This is a genomic window from Candidatus Fukatsuia anoeciicola (assembly GCF_964059965.1).
Lineage (GTDB): Bacteria > Pseudomonadota > Gammaproteobacteria > Enterobacterales > Enterobacteriaceae > Fukatsuia > Fukatsuia anoeciicola.
The window spans coordinates 483,938-507,621 of record NZ_OZ060923.1; the positions used below are offsets into that span (position 1 = coordinate 483,938).

At 24.2% G+C, this 23,684-nt stretch carries 10 protein-coding genes and 1 other RNA gene; 2 read left to right on the top strand and 9 right to left on the bottom strand.

All coding sequences use genetic code 11. The features are described 5' to 3' along the window. Positions 1-135 precede the first annotated feature (135 nt). From thyA to acpS, 4 genes are all read right to left on the bottom strand, one after another. Positions 136-930: a thymidylate synthase gene (gene thyA / locus AB4W73_RS01655; RefSeq protein WP_367680696.1), complete on the bottom strand. Its 795-nt coding sequence runs from the start codon at positions 928-930 to the stop codon at positions 136-138. Positions 931-951: 21 nt separating this feature from the next. Beyond that, a complete protein-coding gene (gene lgt / locus AB4W73_RS01660; RefSeq protein WP_367680697.1) occupies positions 952-1,806 on the bottom strand; it encodes a prolipoprotein diacylglyceryl transferase in 855 nt (284 codons plus the stop codon). A gap of 2,994 nt (positions 1,807-4,800) precedes the next feature. Next, on the bottom strand, positions 4,801-5,301 hold the full coding sequence (gene tadA / locus AB4W73_RS01665) for a tRNA adenosine(34) deaminase TadA (RefSeq protein WP_367680749.1): 501 nt from the start codon (positions 5,299-5,301) through the stop codon (positions 4,801-4,803). A 34-nt stretch (positions 5,302-5,335) separates the two neighbouring features. Beyond that, a complete protein-coding gene (gene acpS, locus AB4W73_RS01670; RefSeq protein WP_367680698.1) occupies positions 5,336-5,725 on the bottom strand; it encodes a holo-ACP synthase in 390 nt (129 codons plus the stop codon). 2,615 nt (positions 5,726-8,340) lie between these two features. On the opposite strand from acpS, the gene pyrD reads away from it, so the two are divergent. Next, positions 8,341-9,351 carry a quinone-dependent dihydroorotate dehydrogenase gene (gene pyrD, locus AB4W73_RS01675; protein ID WP_367680699.1) on the top strand — a complete coding sequence of 337 codons (1,011 nt, stop codon included), beginning with the start codon at positions 8,341-8,343 and terminating at the stop codon, positions 9,349-9,351. 3,716 nt (positions 9,352-13,067) lie between these two features. Here pyrD and recC read toward each other — a convergent pair. The 3 genes from recC to murB form a co-directional block, all read right to left on the bottom strand. Next, positions 13,068-16,448 carry an exodeoxyribonuclease V subunit gamma gene (gene recC, locus AB4W73_RS01680; RefSeq protein WP_367680700.1) on the bottom strand — a complete coding sequence of 1,127 codons (3,381 nt, stop codon included), beginning with the start codon at positions 16,446-16,448 and terminating at the stop codon, positions 13,068-13,070. An 869-nt stretch (positions 16,449-17,317) separates the two neighbouring features. Further along, positions 17,318-18,277: a bifunctional biotin--[acetyl-CoA-carboxylase] ligase/biotin operon repressor BirA gene (birA, locus tag AB4W73_RS01685; RefSeq protein WP_367680701.1), complete on the bottom strand. Its 960-nt coding sequence runs from the start codon at positions 18,275-18,277 to the stop codon at positions 17,318-17,320. Continuing rightward, positions 18,274-19,311: a UDP-N-acetylmuramate dehydrogenase gene (gene murB / locus AB4W73_RS01690; RefSeq protein WP_367680702.1), complete on the bottom strand. Its 1,038-nt coding sequence runs from the start codon at positions 19,309-19,311 to the stop codon at positions 18,274-18,276. The genes birA and murB overlap by 4 nt, the downstream gene beginning before the upstream one ends. 467 nt (positions 19,312-19,778) lie before the next feature. Between murB and AB4W73_RS01695 the strand changes: the two genes are divergently transcribed. Beyond that, complete coding sequence (locus AB4W73_RS01695; protein ID WP_367680703.1) at positions 19,779-20,462, top strand: DedA family protein; 684 nt, start codon at positions 19,779-19,781, stop codon at positions 20,460-20,462. A gap of 544 nt (positions 20,463-21,006) precedes the next feature. Here AB4W73_RS01695 and rnpB read toward each other — a convergent pair. Both rnpB and rsmI read right to left on the bottom strand, forming a co-directional pair. Continuing rightward, an RNA gene (rnpB, locus tag AB4W73_RS01700) (RNase P RNA component class A) lies at positions 21,007-21,385 on the bottom strand. Between the two features lie 58 nt (positions 21,386-21,443). Continuing rightward, complete coding sequence (gene rsmI, locus AB4W73_RS01705) at positions 21,444-22,301, bottom strand: 16S rRNA (cytidine(1402)-2'-O)-methyltransferase (RefSeq protein ID WP_367680704.1); 858 nt, start codon at positions 22,299-22,301, stop codon at positions 21,444-21,446. Between the last annotated feature and the right edge of the window lie 1,383 nt (positions 22,302-23,684).

Consider the following 23,684-nt stretch of genomic DNA (forward strand, 5'->3'; position numbering starts at 1 on the left):
ATAAACTTCTATTAAGTTAGTAATATATAAATATATATAACACTAACTAATCAGAGAAATTCTAAATAACTATTATATTAGATAAGCTTTATATTATATATTATATTAGTATTATAGCGAATTTTAGATAGATCCTTAGATGGCAATTGGAGCTATAATCATTGGATGTGGATGATAATTTTCAATAGTAAAATCATCAAAGCAATAATCAAATAATAATTTTTTTTTATTTTTTATTACTAATTTAGGTAACGGGTGTGGTTCTCGGCTTAATTGTAATCTTGCTTGTTCCAGATGATTATTATAAAGATGAACATCTCCTCCGGTCCAAATAAAATCTCCAACAATAAGATTACATTGCTTAGCTATCATATGTATCAACAATGCGTAGCTAGCAATATTAAACGGTAAACCTAAAAAGACATCACATGAACGCTGATATAATTGGCATGAGAGTACTTTATTTATTACATAAAATTGAAAAAGAACATGACAAGGAGCCAACGCCATCTGCTCCAGATCACCAACATTCCACGCAGATACTATTAGACGACGTGAGTTAGGATTACACGTTAATTGTTCAATTATTTTAGTAAGTTGATCAACTTGACGTCCATCAGAAGTAGACCAGGCACGCCATTGTTTACCATATACTGGTCCAAGATTACCCTTTTCATCCGCCCATTCATCCCAGATGGTAACCTTATTATCTGTTAAATAATGAATATTAGTTTCACCTTTAAGAAACCACAATAACTCATATATAATAGAGCGTATATGACAGCGCTTAGTTGTTATTAATGGAAAACCATTCTGTAAGTTAAGACGCATTTGATACCCAAAAATTGACAATGTACCTACACCGGTACGATCAGTTTTTTTGGCACCTTCGACTAATACTTTATTCATAAGATCTAGATACTGGTGCATATTACCTCGCAAAAATTATAGCTAAATACGACGATATGCCCAAATCATTATCATCATACCTACTAATACCATAGGCATAGAAAGAATTTGCCCCATAGTAATAAATCCATTAAATAAACCAATTTGTGCATCTGGCTGACGAAAATATTCAATAATAATACGAAATAAGCCGTAGCTTATTAGAAAAAAACCAGAAACGCTTCCCATTGGTCTTGGTTTTTTAATAAATAAATTTAGAAGAATAAATAATACTAAGCCTTCAAGAATCATTTCATAAAGTTGTGACGGATGACGCGGTAAAAGACCATATTGGTTAAATATATTTTGCCACTTAGAATTTGTAGAAGCAATAGTGATATCTATATTGTGGGAGCTAGGGAATAACATTGCCCAAGGCGTATTAATTGTCACTCTACCCCAGAGTTCATCGTTAATAAAATTACCTAAACGACCAGCGCCTAAACCAAAAGGAACTAAGGGAGCTACAAAGTCTGATACTTGTAAAAAACTACGTTTAGTATGTTGAGCAAATCGTATTATGACACAGATAACCCCAATTAATCCGCCATGGAATGACATGCCACCATCCCATACTTTAAATAAATAAAGTGGATTATTTAAAAAATATTCAAAATTATAAAATAATACATAACCAATACGACCACCAATAAAAATACCTAAAAAATTTGTATATAGTAAATTTTCAACTTCTTCTTTGTTCCAACCACTATTTGGTTTGTTCGTTCTGCGAATAGCAAGCCACATAGCAAAAATAAAACCAACTAAATACATTAGACCATACCAATGAAGAGATATCGGGCCAATAGATAAAATAATTGGATCAAAGTTAGGAAATACTAGATAACTATTACTCATCTATTACCTCAAATTTTCTTTTTAACTAAATAATAAATAATAAATATTAATAGTAACATAGCTCCATAGCTAAGAATGATGATTCTAATAGATTAATCTTATTTAATATACGCACTATAAAGAGTTAATAATTTTTTATATATCTAATTTTTTGAATTATATTAAGATTATAATTTTATTTAAATAAGTTATATAATTATTATTATAGAGTTAATGATTTAATTATTACTAAACTTTAAATAACTAGCATAATGTAACTTAATAACAGCAATAGAAAAAGAGTGATATCCTTTAGTACTAATATTGTTTAGTCTAATTCTTATATATAGAACTAGATAAATTATTAATAATTTCTAACAATGAAACAAATATAATTATGTTATTTATTAGTATTAACTAACAGAATTTAGTAATATATTTTATAATAACTTAATGATTAGTTTAATATCATTAAGTAAAAGTACTTTAATAAAATATTCTTTATTATTGGTGTTTTTGGTTATATATAGTAATAATATTTTCTATTACTATATACTCTAAGGCTTTACATCTAAAGTATCTAGTAGTAGTTTTTATTGTTAAGATAATATTATCTTTCTATTTTTTAGATTTTATTTAAATTAAATTATAATAGCACTATTATAGTATGTACTAGCAATTAGTAAACTTAATATAGTGTATAAAATAAATATTAATATTAAAATTATGAGCTAAATATAATATTTATATAGAAAAATTAATAATAAAGTTTAATAAGGTCATTTATTAGTATTAATTAAGCCTAAATAAGTACAGAAATAAATTAAAGAAATTAAGGCTATTCTACAGGATTTAAAATCCTTAGTTATTATTATAAGCTAAGCAAAAACTTACTCTAATAATCTTAGATTGTTAGAGTAAGATAGTTAAATTATAGGTAACTATATACAAGAACTAGATAAAGTTAGTACTTGTTCACGGTAAGTATGTTTAAAGCAGCTACTATTAAAGTAAAAAAATTAATAAAATTATATAAATTAATGCTTACAAAAAGGTTGAATAACTATTACTCTATAATAGAGTCTAATATTCCTATATTAGCAGATATTAATATAATGCTTATTAATATGTAGATTTCTAAGATCAATATTATTTATATGGAGCTTAATTAAAAACTTTATTTACTATATTATAAATGATTATAAAATTTTAATACTAGTAAATTCTAATTTTAACAAATCATATTTATGAATATTTTTAGATTATTTAGAGTAACTAAAATTAGCTAATTATTAGTTATCACTAAATAATAGGATATCAATAAAATTTAAAATATTTATCTTTTATAATGATATGAAGTACTACTTACAGTCTAATATATCATGATCTTCAGTAAAATATGTAGCTACTAATAAAGATACTAGTAACAATTAGTATAACCTTTATGATATCAATTTTAGTAATTAATAATAATGGTAGATAAAAAATTCTGGTAGATATTTGCATTATCAATGATAATATTATTATCTAGAATATAATTCTAATAATTTCGTTTTTAATAATTAGTGCATACTAATTTTTAATAATACTTAATACTTAATCCTGCATTAATGTAATATTATAAGTTATTTATAGAAAACGGAAATATGCATCTACTATGAGATAATCTTAGTAAGGTGGATAACATTTTTTGTATTAGTAACTAATATTTTTATGTTTTTAATATAACAATAATATAAAAACATCTTTGTAGTTAAAATTAGGTAGACTAATAAAATAAGATCATAGTAAATGAATTAGAATATATTACTCAGGTATTATATTATCAGTAAAATAAATCTTTACTTACTAATAAGTAAGATCAAGAGAAGAAAATAACTATTACCAAAAGATTATCCTAACATATTAAAATATACTAACATAATATAAAAATTTATATTTTTATATTATGTTAGTATTGATTTATTTATTATTTATTAAAATTAAACATTATAATAATTTTAAGAACTATTTTAAAATTCTTTTTAAGATAGTTATAATATTATAAAAATAATATTTTATTTATAAAAAAATTTATACAATTATTACCACTAAAGTAACAGTGAATTATTAAACTAATACTACTAATTTAATAAATCAATACTTTTAGTAGAAAAAAATTTAAGTTATAGGTTTAGCTTTTTATTAAGAATCTAGTAATATTTTTATAAATTATACTCTAACTCATAATTTTTAGTAAAATGTCATGTATATGCTTAATAAAAGAAAAATATAGATCCTTAATAGATATAAGTTAAGATATAATGCATATAATTCTATTAAATGTAACACTAAAATATATATTTAATAATAATATTATTTAAATATATTAATAATTATATTTCTTATGTAAAGCTATTAGCATAATTTATAAAATTAGTTACTGTCCCTAATTAAATAAATAACAAATATAAAAATTATTAATACATACTAATATTAAAATCATAGTTATTTATATAGCATAAATACTAGAAAAACTTTTTTAAAAAAAGATAAAATCTATTACAATGTTTATATATTTTAAGTATATTAGTACTTAGTTAAAATAAGTAATTATACTAATAACTAAAATTACAAAATATATAATAATTTATACTAGAATAGGTTATAAAATTAAATTTTTTTATTCTATTTTTAGGATTAATCAATATAGAATAAATTAAAGTTATATGTAATTAGTGATAGTAGTAGATATCAAATGACTACACTTCCTTATGTTTAAGTACATAGAATGCTATATTATTAGGTAATTAATTAAGTATGCTATTGAGTTGTTATGTTATAATTAAGAATAATTATTGATCTATAATATAATAAAATATCTATATAGTATTAAATACTATCCTAATTATAAATATTAATATTATTTTACAGAAAATAGGATATATCTTTATCGATATTAGATAATAAGATAATAGCATAACGCAATAAAAATAGTTTATTAATATATATTAATTAATAGACACACATTGTCTATTATGCATTATCTTGTTGAGTAAGTTTTTTTATTTTTTGTTGTAGTCGCTGCTTATTAAAAAAAGTACTTAATAATTGTGAACAGGCTTCAGTTAATACTCCAGTACTGATTTTTATATGATGATTTATGCCAAGATAATGTAAAATATCTAATATTGAGCTTAATATCCTAGTTTTTTTATTACTAGCTCCATATACTAGACGATAGATACGACTATGAATTATAGCACTAGTACACATCATACATGGTTCTAACGTCACATACAGGGTAGTATTAGGTAAACGGTAATTTTTTTGTTTTTTCCCTCCCTGACGCAAAGCTATAATTTCTGCATGGGCCGTAGGGTCATGATAGGCAATGGGACGGTTCCAACCTTGACCAATTATATTATTATCTAAAATCAAAATCGCGCCTACCGGTACCTCACCTTCTGCCTGCGCACGCTGTGCTAATATCAATGCTTGATTCATCCAATATTCATCATTATGTTTAGTAAACATATTCTTCTCTAAATGATAGCTCTCTAAGAGTTTACTAGCTTGCGCATCCTTCAATAATAACAGTAGCACAAGCATAGTGCTCTTCATCTGATAATGAAACATGCAATGATGTCATACCAAGATCTGTCATTAGTTCTTTAGCTCGTTGATGCAATCGTAAAAATGGTTTACCTAATTTATTATTGAATACTTCAAATTGATTAAATCTTAGACCATTATGCATCCCTATTCCTAAAGCTTTCATAGCTGCTTCTTTAACAGCAAAACGTTTTGCTAGGAAACGAATTGCCTGTTGATGTTGTAAATAACTTTTTAATTCTGATGGATGAAGGATACGTTGTGCAAGTTTATTATTAGAACGCATAACAATAATTTTGATACGTGCTATAGCAACAATATCAATACCTAGACCTAAAATAGCCATTGAATATGTATTTCCTTCTTTAGTTTTTTATCTTACTAGCTATGAATATTAAATTTATAACTATTGCCTTATTTGCAGTAGTATAGTTAATATTTACAGGTTAAATATTAACTAACATAACAATAAATTTAACCTTATAATAAACAATTCCATTATCAGTATTAATCTTTAACTATTTAATAAGAACATAAACTACTGCTTTAGTGATATTCTGTTATTATTTTTAATAATCGAGGTATTAGATGCATTAACGTGAATACTTGTATAAATCTTAATATAGAATGTACTAATAATGCTATTAATATCAATATATTTATATTAGTATTAATAAATAATAATATTAAGTCATTCTTAGTAGTCATTTCCTAACATTTTAAAAACTAGATAATAAAAAATATAATTTAAATTTTTTTATTACGATAGTTGTTATCTTATTAGTTGATATCGTATCTAAATTTATCTATACCTAAATTATTACGAGTAAAAACATATTAATAATATTAATATAATGATAATTCTTACGTTAATATAGACACAATATAATTCAAGATTATTTAACTATAAAATACATAAATAATATTAAGATACTAAGTACTATATATACTATATATGTCATAATATGATTAATATTAAAACTTAATATCATGTTAGTCATAAAGCCTATTAATTATTTAAAATCTCTAATCTTATTTAAAATTTTATCAAAAACATACTAAAATACTTATTTCTTCCTTTTACTCTATATAAAAGTAATCTACCTTTATTCTTTTGTTTATTTTATTAATTATTGTATAAACATAACATAAGAATATTTAGAAAAAAATTAATTCATATACTTTATATCTATTTTTTATTACTATATCATTATTCTATTATTAGTATTTTGCTACGATTAATTTCTAAACTATTATTTATTTATTTATTTATTTATTTATTTATTTAATTTGTCTTAATATTTTCTATGAAGAAATTAATTTATAGCCTTGATTATAATATTATAAAAATTATTATAATGTATAATACTTATTCCTGTAAATTAAATTTTACCTAGTATTTTTATACATAGAAACATAGAATTATAAATTTAACAGCATCTTAATGTTACTTAAAAGTATATTTAGTTTTATTAAAATATCATAGTATATAACAAGTTCGATACTAACTTTTTCCTTAAATTGTATTATTAACAACATATAACAGTACTCTTATAACTAAGTAAAATAAAATTATAAAGGTGCTATTATAAAATTTTAGATATAAAAAACAAGTAGGAAAGTATTAAAAATACTACCTCGATTTTTAATATTATATTTTAAATATTCTAGTATCTACAAAATATATATTGTCCTTAATAATAACTATTAATTTAAGATGCTTTAGTTATCAAGTCTTAGATTATTTTAGGTATAGAAAATATTTTTATTAATATTATAATTAAAAGTATTAATGAATACTTTTATTAGATATTAAGTATCCTGTATTAATAGGTATTAGAATAGTTCTCTATACTAAACAAAAACACTACTATATCTATTTAGTAATAATTTTATTAAATGTTAAGTAATGTTTGATTTATTTAATTCACTACTTTAAATTAGTATTTTCTATTTTATTATAATGTATAATACAATATGATATATAATGTAGTTATCTAGTATAATTAACCGTATCATGTAATAAAACTAATCTATAATGTAATGATAAAATAGTTATTATTTATATTATAAATTTTAGTATAGATAAAATTATGCAAGTATTCTTCGTATCTTTAAAAATATAAATTACTAAGAAAAATTTTTAAAATATAGTGATTTATTAATAAACTTATTATTAAAAAATTTATCATCGTATATTATATTCTTAAATACAATATATACATTTTACATAATTATGGTTGCTAAAATTATATTAATTTAATTTAATTTAATTTAATTTAATTTATTATTAGATATAAACTAATATACTATTAACGTATATTAAATTGCCAAGTATTTAGATTTATTTAGCCAGCTATACATAATAATATCTAAATCTTTAGTTTGTAAATAGTATTAAGATTCTATTTATTACTTTACGTAGAATACGTATATTAATAGAAAAGAAAATGAATAACCGTTCATTATTAGTTAGGTAATTGCTAAAATATATCTACTAGTTTAGTAAGCTATATAATGCTACTATAAAATAAATCTTTTATTATTTAAATCTTATATTAATTTTTTATATAAAACAAAGGATATACATAATGACTAAGTAGTAGTAACGCGTTTGTAAGCTAAAATTACAGTAAAATACTTATAAAAATAAATGATATTTATCTTTTATTAGAAAATAATAAATTTAAACTAAATATTTTATATCTTAAATAGTAAGATTTAACTACAGTAAATTTAGTAGTAGGTGTTATTTATAACAACAGTTGATGCTAACTTTTTAATAAACTATTAACTAAAACTATTTAAATCTTTTTAGTGTTTAGGAAAATAGGTAAAAAGATATAATTTACTATTTCTATAAAAATAAAAACATGTTGAGTATATTTTTTAATAAATTATTTAACTAAATATAATAAGTATAAGTAATTTTAAATAAATTCATAGGGGTATAAGAACAAAATGCATTATTCACTGATTAAAAAAGTTTTATTTCAATTTAATGCTGAGCGTATACATGAATTAACACTGAAAGGGTTACAACGAATTACAGGAACACCTTTAGCATTCTTATTGCGTCAATCAGTACCAACAAAAGTAGTTAATTGTATGGGGCTGTTATTTAAAAACCCATTAGGTTTAGCTGCCGGGTTAGATAAAAATGGTGAATATATTAATATTTTAGCTTCTATGGGTTTTGGATTTATTGAGATTGGAACAGTAACACCACGAGCACAATTAGGTAATGATAAACCACGTTTATTTCGAATTAATACAGCAGAAGGGATTATTAATCGCATGGGATTTAATAATAAAGGGGTTGATAATCTAATTAATAATGTTAAGAAAGCAAATTTTAGTGGCATTCTTGGTATAAACATTGGCAAAAATAAAGATACTCCAATTGAGCAAAGTAAAAATGATTATTTAATATGTATGGATAAAATTTATCTTTATGCTGATTATATTGTAATTAATATTTCATCACCTAATACTCCTAAACTACGTTTGCTACAATATGGAAATGCACTTAATGATTTATTAATAGTAATTAAGAATAAACAAATTGAATTACATCAAAAATATAGTAAATATGTACCAATTGCAATAAAAATTGCTCCTGATTTAACAGAAGAAGAATTAACTCAAATAGCTAATGCATTAATCAAATATAAAATTGATGGAGTAATTGCTACTAACACTACTTTAGATTATTCTTTAATTCAAGGATTGCCATATTGTCAAGAGAATGGCGGCTTAAGTGGTCGTCCGTTGCAACTTTCTAGTACTACTATCATTCGGCGTTTATCACAAAAGTTACAAGGTCAACTACCTATTATTGGTGTTGGTGGTATTGATTCATTAATCGCCGCTCGAGAAAAAATAGCAGCTGGTGCTACTTTAATTCAAATTTACTCAGGACTTATTTTTCATGGACCAAAGTTAATTAAGCGTATCATAACTAATATTTAATTAATTTATTTTTCTTAATTTTTTATATTATATAATTTTCATTGTTAGGTTATATTAAGAGTAATATTTTTATTATGATATATTTTTATTTCATATTTATATATTTAATAGATAAAAATTATATTTGACTATATTTATAGTTAGTTAATAACTAATAGTAAAAATAAAGATTAATTGCTACTACTATTAGCTTTTTATTATATAAAAAATTATACTGCTATTCAATTTTACTTTCTTCAAATTATATTATTAGCGTATTTTATATAAAAATAAAAAACTATAATTGATTAAAATTAAGTCTAAATATATTAGATTATCTAATATATTAATATCTTATTTGATAACTTAAAATTTATAAAGATTAGTTATGTTGCGTTTCACTAATTTTTCTACAATAATAGAATTTTCTATAATGATAAATTACTTTATATCTTAATCGTTTTATGTAAGATTATCATCTTTAGCTTTATATAAATCTAAAGATGATAAGTTTCTAACTTTATCATTAAACTTTTTTAAAAACTCTTGTATCTAATTTTCATGCTATAAATGATTGTAGTTATTGGATTATATCTTAATTTAAACCATTATTACCTATTTTAGTAATGATCTAACGTAACTTGTAATTAAGTTATCTTTTAATACTAAAAAATTTTCTTTATTTTTTAAGTAATGTTAAATTTAAATAAATTTAACTAGTCTTAAGTAATCTATATTTATTATTATTTTAATTATAAGATTTATTTATACATAAAACCCTTGAGTAATTTAAAATTAGATTGTCTTTTATTAATAAAAATTATATAGATAACTGTTTTACTTTTTTATTAATGACTACTTAGTTCTTAAAGTATGTCTTTTTTCTAAATAAAACTTTTTATGTTTTTATCAGTTTAAATAATATTTAGTAGTGTTAATAAGTATACGCTGATACTGTATATTACTTTTTAATATGTAATTATTACTTATCTTATAATTTTAACTAACAAAAAATAACTATGACACTATCGTAAATATTTGAGTATTTTTAATAAATAACCATTTAAACATAATCTTAATTTTAATTATTATTATTTATTTATACTTATCTAGTATTAAATATATTTATTATTTTTAATATAAACTATATCTAATACTAATTAAATAATAAATTTTTTTCTTTTAGCATTTTTATTTATTTCTTTATATTATACAGAGATCTTTTTTGTTTAAGAGATTATTAGTAATACTCATGCAAGAATAAGAGTATTGTTTTTTTAAAAGAGGTATAATTTACTATTAAACGATTTAGCATGATCATTTGTAATATTTATTTAAAACTATCTCTAAGATATAACTATTTTAAGTTAAGTAAAATCTAAGACATACTACTCAGTAGATTTTATAAAAATTATTTAATATTATCTAGCTTTTAGTATAGATTAGTTGTTAATTTGTAAATTGATTACTAATATAAAAGCCAATAAACTTAGTAAGAATAAGGAGATAATTGGGCGTAGACTTATTAATTTAATATCTAAACTAACAAGTAGAGTATAGCATAGAATGAGAAATATTATTGAGTTAAGCATGCGCGCTATAAGCATTAGCATTTTGTTAATATATCCTGAGTACTAATAGTTATAAAAATATAGTTTCTAGAATACTTAAAACCAATAGATTAAATTAAATAATTATTTTTAGTGGTCGTCATACTGTTAGTAGTGACAATAATCTAAGTAACAGCATTGATAGATTAGAATATAGATAAGTTTATTTTTCATTACTGATTTTGTTAGATCGTCAATTAAGGTATAAATCTTTAATAAAAGTTACTAATAATTGTAGTAACTAAAGATTATTTATTGATACAATAATTACTATTTATTGCTAAAAATATTTAGCTGCAAAATAGTAGAAGCACTTTTATTATTAGTGTTAGAATAATATGATTAAGATTCACTAATATAATAAATATATGTCCTATACTCTAGCTAAATACATGTAAATATTAATATTGCTATAATAATAATACTAAGGATAACTCCATTATACACAGCTTCGATATAAGTAATATTTATAACTGTTTCTAGTAAATAGACTCTACTAATAAATTATGCAGTCATAGTACTAATTAAGGTAACTAATAAACTAGTACTTGTTAGCTATGTAGTAACTATTTTAATAGCGAATATATAGTATTCATTTAATGTCATACTATTGTAATAACGAACTAAAATAATAAATTTTTTCTAGGACTTCTAGAAATAACAAACCACTGGTAACCTCCCTCTATATCGTAGTTAATAAAATTACAGTCCAAATTATATTCATATATTCTTCCTATAATCCATTGATAAATGAACTAAATTAATGTAGGTAATAGTGTTATGTGGTTATGACTAAGATAAATCCTTCCATAAAGCAATTACTAATGAAGTATTTGTTAAAGAACCCTTACTGTATGTTGATATGCATAGAAATAAACAGATAACATAAATACTAATATTAGGTGAATAACTAATGGCAAAACTATATTAGTTTACATTTTTTCTAGAGAGATATTACGGAAAATAAAGTGTACTATTAACCAACAAAATACCATAAATAATAGTAGTAAATAGATACGGAAAACTTTAAACTAAAAGGTAATCCTATTATGACTATAGAATCTTTGGACTAGTAAATACTAAGGATCTAGCCTAATAAATAAGCTAATATTAAAGTAAAAGTCATTTTGCTTCCTTATAGGTTTGAATAAATTTCTTATCTGTCAATACTCTAATTATTATTTATATCGTTATTTTTTAGAACCTATTTAAAATTTTTTATATTCACTGTGTTTAATCAAATTATTTATCAAAAACTAACTTAAAATATTCACTAATTTCTTTTATTTCATATGAAAAACTATACTTTTATGTTTATTTTTTCTTTTAGGCATAGTAATAAAAATATTTATAATAGAATCTTAGAAAATTATTAAGTATTTTACTACGAATTAAGAAGCATAATTTAAGAAAATAAAGAAATATATATAAAAAGATGTTTTTCAGTAATAGTTGAATAGACACTATTTAATTATTATTAAAAAACATCTATAAGATAGTTAGTAAGTATTTTTGCTTAGTTAGAGAAATATTTAAGATTATAACAAAATTAAAAAATAACTTAAGAATATATAACAAACTACTAAATATTTTACTCATTACTTAATCTTATTTGCGTTCCCTATTTAATATAATATCAGCATCAATAAAAAATCTTATTATTAACATTATAATTAAAAGCATCAATAATTAACAACATCTCTTAAGGACACTTAATGAATTAATACGTATTCTAATTGCTAAAACGTAAATCATAGAGTCTATGCTAAAATTTTATAGCAAAGCTTGATATGCTTAAATGTATGATAAATACTTTGAGTATTTCTGCTAAATATTAAATATTTCTGTTAATAAGCATCAGAATAGTTCTCTATACTAAGCAAAATACCATTATATTTATTTGGTAATAATTTTATTAGATGTTAAGTAATAATAATTTATTTAACTCACTACTTTAGATTAATATTTCCTATATTAAAGTATATTATTATTTATATATAGACTAGAGCTTATTTTCTTTAATAGCTAATGCATGTTAATAAAATATAAATAGATAAATAATCTTAATATTGTGCAAAAATAAATTATTTATACATTAAATATTAAGTTATAAGATTATTGTAATAATTAGCATTTAATTAAACCATGACGAGCTATTGGTAACAAATAACGTTCAGCTTCTTGTAAGATAATTTGTAGATATTTATCATCTATTATCTGTAAAATACGTTGGATATAAAAATCTTTTTTTTCTCCTGTATTTTGTTGTAAATTACCTTGCCATGTTTGCAATAATTTTTCTTTAGCTTTAGTTTGTGTTTTTTCATTCCAGCAAATTTGTCCAGTTTCTGTATGAAAACAATTTATCAACCATGACCAACCACTTTTATATAATAGCAATAAAGGTTGGCTCATTCCTCGCTGATATCCAGTATATAAAAGTTGTAAGTAGTGTTGTGCGTCAGATTGTAATAAAGATTTAAACCGCCACATAGTTCCTTTGCAACCATATATCCGACTTTCATTATTACCCCCAGCTAGGCAATAAACAAGGTGTTCTAACCATAGTAACATTCCATCCATAGCTGTTAGTTTTGTTGGTCGCCAGCGGAGCAATCCATCAGTTTGTACTCGATGTAACCAGCCAACTAGTTTAGTTTCTCCCAATTTAATATCTAATTCTATACTATGATATTTACTACGCTCACTACGGATTTGTTTTGCAAGTGATGCTATTTCTTTTTGTTGACTCTGCCAATATATTTCTCCAAAAGAACTATAAGGTAAAGTACCTGAAGCCTTGGATCTGGCAATAAATTTATTAATGTCTTCTTGCTCTATTAAGGTATTTAAAAATAAAGTATTAAATTGATAACGCGCTAAATTATCTAAGATAAAAGGTTCTTCAGTAGATAATTCTGTTTCTTTAATTACAAAGTTTACGCCAAGGCGTAATTGAAAAAAAGCACGTACTGGATGGCGATAAAAACGTATTAAATCATCTAGAGTTAGTTTAGTTAATGGTTTCGTCACTAGGGGGCAACTAAAATTAGGATATATTTGACCATGAGCTTGTGCTGCTGGTAACCATTCTACTGCATAACTTTGCTGTTTACAGTTAATGATAAAATTATCTATGGTAAAAGGATTACATGTATGTTGCCTAACAATATGCTGAGCTACACGTTTAGCACTATCATCAGCATTAAGGTTACCATCTCCCGGTATATAATAACTTTGTATTAGATAGTTAAGGAGTTCACTAACTAAGACTGAAGGATAGCATTTACTATTATCCTGAATAGAGTTACCAATATAACTAATATAGAGCTGTTGTTGAGCAGATATTAATGCTTCTAGAAAAAGATAACGATCATCATCCCGACGGTTACGATCACCTCTTTGTGCTTGTTGTGCCATTAAATCAAAACCTAATGGAGGCACTGTTCTTGGGTAGTTACCATCATTCATACCTAATAAACAGATAATTTTAAAAGGAATAGAGCGCATTGGCATTAGTGTACAAAAATTAATTGATCCAGCTAAAAAACGCTGACTTATCTTTTCGTTATTAAAGTATGATATCAAATCATCTCGTAATAAAGTAATAGGTATATTATCAGGATATTGCGCTGCTTCACCATAATTAATAATTTTTTGCCATTGTTGTTCTATTAATGCTAAAATCTCTTCATTATCTTCAGAACGTTCAAAAAAAGCGTTAAGTAATTGTTGACATATAGGTAACCATTCTGCTAGTGTGCGTATATTAATTAGTTGTTGACGCCATAAACTAAGTTGCATAATCATTTCCGCTAACCGTCCAACTAGTTCAGCAGCTAAACCGCTTGATTCATCGTAAGGTAATATTCCTTGCCAGTCACCTGCTTTGCTATCCATAGCATAGCCTAAAAGCATACGAGTTAATCCAAACTTCCAAGTATGCTGACCAGTTGGTGGTAGAGAAAATTGTCGCACATTATCATCGTCTAATCCCCAACGTATACCCACCTCTTTTACCCATTGACGCAAGTAACGTAATTCACTTTTATCGATACCAAATTTTTTTGCTAAGCTATCAATTTCTAATAGTGCTAATACCTCTTCTGAAGTAAAGCGACTTTGTGGTAAATTAAGCAATGTAATAAATGTTTGTAATATAGGATGAACTTGACTAGATTTACGATCTGAAATAGTGAAGGGCAAATAACGCTCAGCAGTTGCGTTACTAAATACAGCTTGGATATATGGAGTATAATTATCAATATCAGCTACCATTACAATAATATCACGTATTGTTAACTGTTCATTAACCGATAATAAATCTAATATATAATCCTGTAAAACTTCTATCTCCCGCTGTGGACTATGACAGACATGTATGCTAATTGAATAGTCTTGCAAATCTAATAATTGTTTTTGATTACTATGAGTAAAAGTTTTTTCATTAACGCCGATGACTGTATGATTTTCTAATTCTAGAATATTATTCTGTATTGTATGCAAGAGATTATTAGGTTCAATATCTACAAAGGCATGGACCTCTTGAGTATCGTCAAATTGTGATAATAAATATATATAATCTCGCCCTAATCTTCCCCAAGAAGCAAGTAATGGGTTACTAAGATTTTGTTGGCCTTCAGTATTAAATAATTTATTTATTAACTGTGGATTACGAAATAAATTAGGTAACAAAGATCCTTGAAAATAACGTCTTTTACGATTTTCTAGCTTTGCTAGAAACGTATAATCCTGGATATCACTCCAAAAATAACGACAAGGATTAGTAAACATTAGATGAATTTCAATATGTTTCCCTAAGGCTTGTAAAACTTGTAAATAAATAGGAGGTAATGCAGAAATACCACAGATAAACACACGCTTAGGTAAACTAGAAAGACATATATTATTTTCATGTAATCTATAAATAAAATGCTGATAAAGATTAGCTCTATGCCATTTAGATTGTTTTAGTTGATGGGTATATTGTATTAATTCTGCCCACAAAAGTGCTTGCCATTGTTGCGCATTACCAAGTCCATCAATTAACTGTCCATTTTCCCATTTTTTTAACCATTCAGGACGATAAACTAAATATTGATCAAAAAGATCAGCTATCCGTGTTGCTAATTGATAAATTTTTTTCTTTTCATTATTATCACCTAGATAATGTTTTATTTCAGTAAAAATAGGATTTTCAAGTAAAGTGGGTAATAACCACATTAATTTCCATTTCATTGCCTGTTTACTAAAAGCACTTTCTTTAGGAATATTAGGCAACACCTTAGTAAAGGTATCCCAAATAAAGGCTGCAGGAAGAGGAAACTGAATATTTGCTGCAATACCAAGTTTTTGTGCTAACTGAATCTGTAACCATTGCGCCATACCTGAACTTTGTACTAGTATTACCTCTTGCTGAAAAGGATTTTTTAAAGGATTGCGCTCCATTATAATAGCAGTTAATTCTTTTAATATATCTAATTGATTGGAGTAATAAATCGTAAACATATAACTCCTCTGTAAAACAAAGTAATACACGTGTTATGCAATAGATTCTAGACAGGTTCTTAAGTATTTTTTAATATTATTTTTATAGTATGATAGCCTTAGTATTTAATTTATCTAAAACTTTATTAATGCAATCTTTCTATATGAATACAAAATAAATACAGGACTAATTTTAGCATCTTAAATTTATAAAATTATGGGTAATGACTATTTATTAAAATTTTAATATTTTTTTAAAAGATCACTATATTCTCCTAAAATACTATTAATTACGAAATCTATCTTACCATCTTTACTAGCATTAAACCCTACACAAAGATATTTAGAATAATAAAACTAAAATAATTATTTTAAATAGATTAAAGCGCTTTTATTATTTTATATTTAATTATATCTTCATATTCATAAAATTTTTTAATGAATTTCTTAAATAATAATATTTTTTTAAAAAAATTTATTTTATTTTATAATTTTAGTTATAAGAGATTTAATCTAATTAAACTATACTATATCTATTATATTATTTATAGCTTGATTTAAATAAAATTATAAATAAAAATCATCAGGTAACAAATCTATTTAATAAAATAAATAATTGAATTATATATTCGTCATATAGTTAGTAACTAATATTATAAATTTTTATTTAATTATCTAATATTTTATTTAAATTTTTTATCTAAAATATTTTTTATTTTATTATTATAAATACAACACTAATTATATTATAATAGTAATTATTTTTTAATTATCTCTAATAGAAATAGAATTTAAATAACATTTAATAGAGTTAGCATACTATTATAGTAATTATATAAATAATATTATTTTTAATTTTTTAATTGCTAACTAACAGAATATTAGTTAATCTACAGACCACGAAGTGATATCTCACCACCAAAATAGATTCTTTTTATACCATTTTGTTCTAATAATAATGCACCTTGTAGATTAATACCTATATTTATACCTAGTATTTCTTGATCTCCAATAATTAGTTTTACTGGGCGATTAAGATAATTATCTAATCTAAACCAGCGTGGAATAAAATCTGTTAATCCATTTTTTTCAAATTGAGATATCTCATATTGCAATACAGATAATAACTCTACAGTTAATTGATTACGATCAATATTAATTCCTACTTCCTCTAAATTAATCCAATCTTGATCAATTAATTCTGTGTGTGATCTTCGCATTAAAATATTAATACCTATTCCAATAATTAATTGAGTACCATTACCAGTATTACTTATTAATTCTATTAGGATCCCTGCTAATTTTTTATTATATAAGTAAATATCATTTGGCCATTTTACACGGATATCGTGTACCCCTAGCTTTTTTAATACTTCTGCTATAACTATACCAATAACTAAACTTAACCCAATAGTAGCAGAACAACCTTGCTTTAAATACCAATACATAGAGAGATAAAGATTAACACCAAATGGTGATATCCATTGACGACCATATCGTCCCCGACCAGCACTTTGATATTCAGCAACGCAAGCGTCACCAGATTGAAGTTCATTTATATGTTCTAATAGGTATTGATTAGTTGAGTCTACTATAGATAAAACATTCACCTGTCTTAAAGGAGTATAGCTAAGTATTAGTTGTTTATTAAGTAATTGTATTGGATAAGGTAGGTAATAACCTTTATCATATAAGGTAAATATATTTAGTCCCCACTCTCTAATAATTTGAATATGCTTATAAATAGCTACATAACTCATTCCTGTAATATTACCTAATTGTTCATTAGAATGAAAAAAACCATCAGCCAATATATTTATTAATTTTAAATGAAGTTTAATATTTTTCATTTAACACACTCTGATGGATTAATTTTCCCATTCGCTGCAATAAAATTAACTTCTGGCTCTAAATAAATTGCAAATTTCGTAGCCACCTGTTTATATACATGACGAGCTAAATTTAATATATCCTGGCTAACAGCATTATTAATATTAACTAACACTGCAGCTTGTTGTTGATGTACTGCTGCACCTCCTACACGATATCCTTTTAAAGCACAGTTCTCTATTAACCACCCTGCTGCTAATTTTATACAATGATTAGGCTGAATATAATAAGGAGCTTTGGGATATTTTTTTAAGATCTCCATTACCTTTTTTCTACTGACTATTGGGTTTTTAAAAAAACTACCAGCATTCCCTGTAATAGTTGGATCAGGTATTTTACGCCTACGTATAGCACAAACTTTATTGAAAATTTCTTTAGCAGTAATGGTTGATGGATCTAACTGATTTAAATCACTATGACTTAATGTTGGAATCCATGCTTTAATTAATTTAATCCCTACTGCAATAATAACAAAACTTTCTTTATAAGAATGTTTAAAAATACTATCACGATAGCCAAATTTACAATCTTCAACCATCAAACGCTGACTTGTGCCGTTATTTAGATCAAGTAAATCAATATATTGACAGACGTTTTGTAACTCAACTCCATAGGCACCAATATTCTGGATTGGAGCTGCACCAACACAACCAGGAATCAAGGCTAAATTTTCTAGTCCATTTATACAATGTTGTAATGTATAACAAACTAAATAATGCCAATTTTCACCAGCACCGACATGTAAATACCAAGCACTATTATCCTCAGTATAACTAATACCTTTGATTCGATTTAATAATAAGATTCCTGAAAAATCTTCAATAAATAACACATTACTGCCTTCACCAAGTAATAAAATAGCTTGATCTATTATTCTTGCTTCATTCCAGGTAGCAATTAATGCGCTAACTGAATTAACACTTATTACCTGAGTAGCGTATACAGGTAAAGCAAAAGTATTAAGATGTTTTAAAGATTGTCCTTGATTAAGCATAGAAATAAATACTCACTCTTACTAATTAACCGTCTATTTTGACCAACATGATATGAAATGATATTTTATTTAAGCAAAATGGTCAAAAATAGGTAAAATATAGTTTTACTTTTTATATACGAAAAAACAAATAAGTATACTAAATAAGTTTTAATTAATTATTTAATTAAAATATGATAATAATAAGAGATTTAAAATAGGTTTCTAAAGAATATATTTTATATATACGCATTAAATAATTATTGCATTTAGCTAATAATTAATAAACATTACCTATTATTCTATATTTATCTATTTTATATCCGTGATTTTACTATAGTAATATTTTTAATCTTACTTTCCTAAAAGTAATTAAAAAATAAAGTATAAGAAGTGTATTTAGCATACAAGAATGGGAAAGTATTACACTATATGGAATACATATTATGTAGAAGTTTCAAAAGAGGCTTGGTTACCAGGAAGAACATATGGATATTTTTTTAAAACTTTTACACGCACTATGGCAACAAGATTATGAAATGTTAGCGAACCCCTCTTTAGTTTATGCTGTCTATATTTTATTATTTATAATAATTTTTCTTGAAAATGGTTTACTACCTACTGCTTTTTTACCAGGTGATAGCCTGCTTATTCTTGTTGGTGTGTTAGTAGCAAAGGATACAATGAATTTCTCTATTACAATAATTGTGCTAACAATAGCCGCTAGCTTAGGAGGTTGGTTGAGTTATATTCAGGGTCGATGGTTGGGTAATACTAAAATCATGAAAGGATGGCTTGCCTATCTTCCTATTCATTATTATGAAAGGTCATGCCAATTGTTATATCATCATGGTTTATCTGCTCTTTTATTAGGTCGTTTTTTGGCTTTTATTCGTACTTTATTACCGACAATTGCTGGTATTACTGGTTTAAGTAATACACGTTTTCAGTTTTTCAATTCAGTTAGTGGTTTTCTTTGGGTCTTTATCCTTACTTCTTTAGGGTTCGTATTAGGTAAAATGCCAATTTTTATTAAATATGAAGATCAAATAATGTTTTTTTTAATATTACTACCAATAGTATTACTCGTGATTAGCTTATTTGGTTCACTTTTTTTTATATGGCGTAAAAAACACATTAATGTAAATCATAATAAAGATAAAAATTTATGATCTAATTTAAAATTAATATTTACTTCTTTAATTAATAGTATTTAAGTTAATTATAATAACCTTATTACTCATAGTAATATTTTTTATGATATCTAGAGTATTGAAAAAGTAATAATAGTATTTAATAATTTATTATTAAAAAATTTTAATATTATATTAAATAACTAAGCTTTTTGATTAGTTAGTTAACTTAATAGCAATTAATAAAAAATATCAAAGCAAGTTTTTGTATAGTATAATATATAATATTATACTTAAGTTTTTAGTTATAGTGCTATTAATTTTTAATGTTATTTAATATGTAGCATAAAGTAAAAATTTATACTATTATATTTTTAAATTAGAATAATTTAATTCTGTTATTCTTTATTATTTTATAATTCCCTTATTTGATAGATTATTAAAAAACTATTATATTAACTACCTATTATACTATAGGTAGTTAATGCCTTATATATAGTTATATCAACTTTTCTATAAGGTATTATAATTTTCTAAAAAACTCACAAAAATAATAATAAATATTATTATTTAACGTTTTGTATTGGGGAGTTAACCGATAAGCCGGGTCCTGTTGTAGACAGTCATTCATCTAGGCTAATAATCACTTACTAGCTCAAGCAGCCTACCCAGGTTCAATGCGAGCCGCACCATATGAACCTCTATTTGGCCTTGCTCCAGGTGGAGTTTACCATGCCACAAAACTGTTACCAGTTGCGCGGTGCGCTCTTACCACACCCTTTCACCCTTACCTGATCTCGTTTGCACGAGCCATTGGTGGTCTACTCTCTGTTGCACTTGTCGTAGGCTTAAGCCTCCCAGGAATTACCTGGCACCTTGCTCTGTGGAGCCCGGACTTTCCTCCCCTCTATCATAATTCTTTTAAAAAATTACGTTAAAACGGCGACTGTCTGGTTAACTCCTTGAATAATTATAACAAGGTTATAATAAAATGTCATTAAAACTTATTTTAAATTTTTCTTAAACTATGCTATAACGATACAAAATATTTTTTTTTATACTATGAATTTTAGCAGTTAATGCTGCCGCTTTTTTTAATGGTAGTTCTTGCTGTAATAATGTTAAAGTACGTAATGCTTCTGCAGGTATTGAATCATTAATTAAAGCTTTATATCCCTCAACAATCAATACTATTTCACCACGACTACGATATTTATCTTCTTGTACCCAAGCTAAAAGTTCTTTCACTGGCGCGCCGTAAATTGATTCATAAATTTTTGTTAATTCTCGCGCAAGTATTACATAACGTACTGAACCAAATATGCTAATTATATCTGCTAAACTTTCTTTAAGTCGATAGGTTGATTCAAGAAAAATTAAAGTTGGTAGTACTTTAACAAGCAATTGCAACCTATCTTTACGTGCTTTTTTTGTAGCAGGTAAAAATCCTTCATAATAAAAGCGATCTGAAGCGATACCCGCTGCAGAAAGCGCAGTGATAGCAGCGCAAGCTCCTGGTAAAGGTACTACCTTTATGCCAACTTTATGACAGCACCGTACTAAATGATAACCAGGATCATTAATTAAAGGTGTTCCTGCATTAGAAACTAGAGCTACGCTTTGACCAGCTTGTAATTTTTTTAATAGTTGGTTTGTTGCTTGTTTTTTTTCATTATGATCATGAAATATAAACATATTAGTCTTAATAGCAAAATGCTGTAATAATAAACCTGTATGACGTGTATCTTCTGCTGCTATTATACTAACTTGTTGTAACACTTCTAATGCTCTATAAGTAATATCACCTAAGTTACCGATTGGTGTTGGTACTACATAAAGTGTAGAAGCAGAAATAACTGTTTGATTCGTTGTATTCATTAGACTTCTTATAGAACCCAGGTTATAAAATAAAATTAATGTTAAGTTTTTATATACCTCACTATATAGCATGAATGTAGTTTTATAAAAGTTTATTAATCACTTAAATAAAATATTATTGGATAGAGTTATAATACCTTGAATATAATATTTATACTTTTATATATGTTTAATTAAGACTTATTATGACTAAGATCTTTGTTATTTTTATTTTAAGTTAGAATGTGTAGATATGCCTAAAAGTGATGACTCTATTAAATGTATCTAGTAATACTAGTACTTATTCTAGTAATGGATTACTACCTTTATAACATGATTGTAATGAAATAACTCTAATAAACTATCATTCACTATTTGTAACTACCTATTCTAAAAACTATTACTAAAAATAAGCAAGATTATTAAAATAATATAGGCAATAACTAGTAAGCATTAATGTAATATATTCCTATAATTTAATGAATTATTATTAATATTAATTAAAATATACTATAAGCCTAACTAATTTATTCAAATTTCACTACAAAAATAAATAAAAGTAAAATTTATTAAGCGTAAAAATAAGAGAGTAATAAATATATTATTTATTACATTCTATAATTAAAAATTTGTTGATATTATCAAAATAGAAGGTTAACTTTATTTCTATATTAATTAATAAAAATTACATTGTTACAGCAGCAATCCTGTGATTTTATTTGAACCTATTTATATTTAAAATAATAGTTACTATGTAACATATCACTTTTATTGATTAATAGTTGTTAAAAATAATTATTTTACATGTTATTTTTAATTTTGACTTATGGATAATAATTAGTTCGTAAATATTAATGAATATAGTATGGCTAGCTTTGAAAAATACATTTTATTAGCAATAATAATACTAATATTGATATATTATAGTAATAATTAATAAAAATTAATAGTTAATTTTTTAGTAAATAATAATTAAAAAGTTATATTTAATTTATTTTAGTTTTATTAAAAATAATTTATCTAATTTTATTAGATTATTTTTATATTTAATTCTTTTAGAGTTAATAGTAAAAATATAAGTAATTGTTATTCAAAACAAAAAATACCATTTAAGTATAAATGAATGTTGCTAATTACTTATGTTATCTCTCTAAATAAATACTTTATAAATCAACATAAGTACTTAAGACAAAAATTAAAATTAATGCTAGCCGCTACAAGTAAAATTTTCAAATTATTATTCTAGATATCTTTAGTACATCTTGATAAATACCTTAGTTAGTAAAGTATTTATTAAATTAATATTATATAGCATAAAAATAATTACTTTTGCTAATATTATGTTTTATCCTTTAGTTATGTATTTTAGTTATAAAAAATATTTATTATGCTATAAATTTAACA